The following is a 908-nucleotide window of genomic DNA, read 5'->3' as shown; positions in this document are numbered from 1 at the left end:
CGCACAGCGGCGGATGCGGGTGACACCGGCACCGATATCGTCTGGGGCCGGGGCAAGCTGGATATTGCTGCAGCCTTCCGCCCCGTTGGCGCTACCTCCACGCCGTCGGCCACCGGTGCGACGCCTGTGGGACTGGGCACACCGCCCGGTGCCTATGTCGGCGGCCCGTTCGGCGATGCCCTTGGACGCACCACTGGTCTGGCGACCATTGCCTATGACGAATACGAGCGCCTGTTCAAAGTGAACGTGGCCGATGCCTATCGCACGGCACCACGCCAGAGCTTCCAGTCGGAGACGGTGCGCCCGATGGTGCAGTCCACCGTCACCACGCTTGGCCCTGTCGGGACCTATCTGTCGTTGGCCGCGTCTGTCCCTGCGCCGGAGCCCGAGCCCATTCTGGCGCGCAACACCTTGTACAATGCCCCGTGGACGGGAACCGAAGAGCGCCGCGAGGCCCTGTTTGAAGTCTCGACCGGTGCCATGTCCTTCTCGGCATGGCAGGGCGAAGGCGGTGCCCGCTCGCCCTTCCGCACCCGCGCAGGCGACGGCTTTGCCGCTCTGGCCCAGTCCGACCACGCAGTCCGCGGCGTCATGAGTTTTGATGCCGGTGATCAGGGCCTGTTTATCGTAAGCGCCGACAGCGGCTCGGGGGACCGGCGCACGCCCCTGCAGCCGATCCAGCGCGAGGCCGCCTCCTATGCCCGCATGGGGGTGGACTGGCGGACCGCTCAAGGGGGCCTAGCCTTCAGCCTCGGCAGCGTTGACGAGAAGATGGGGCCGCTGGGCACCTATATGCCGCTGAACTCCGATCTGGCCCTGCCCTCGCAGACCAAGTTCACTGCGCTGGGCGGTGACATCCGCCTGAACGAGCGCCTGACCTTGACGGGTGAAGTGGGACTGGGCCGTAC

At 67.5% G+C, this 908-nt stretch carries 1 pseudogene; it reads left to right on the top strand.

Features of this window, described 5'->3' with window-relative positions:
• Positions 1–908, top strand: a pseudogene (locus OB03_RS14650) (S8 family peptidase); the annotation flags it as partial.

The sequence above is a fragment of the Brevundimonas sp. GN22 genome (assembly GCF_054824005.1).
This window is presented reverse-complemented; position numbering and strand designations above follow the sequence as displayed.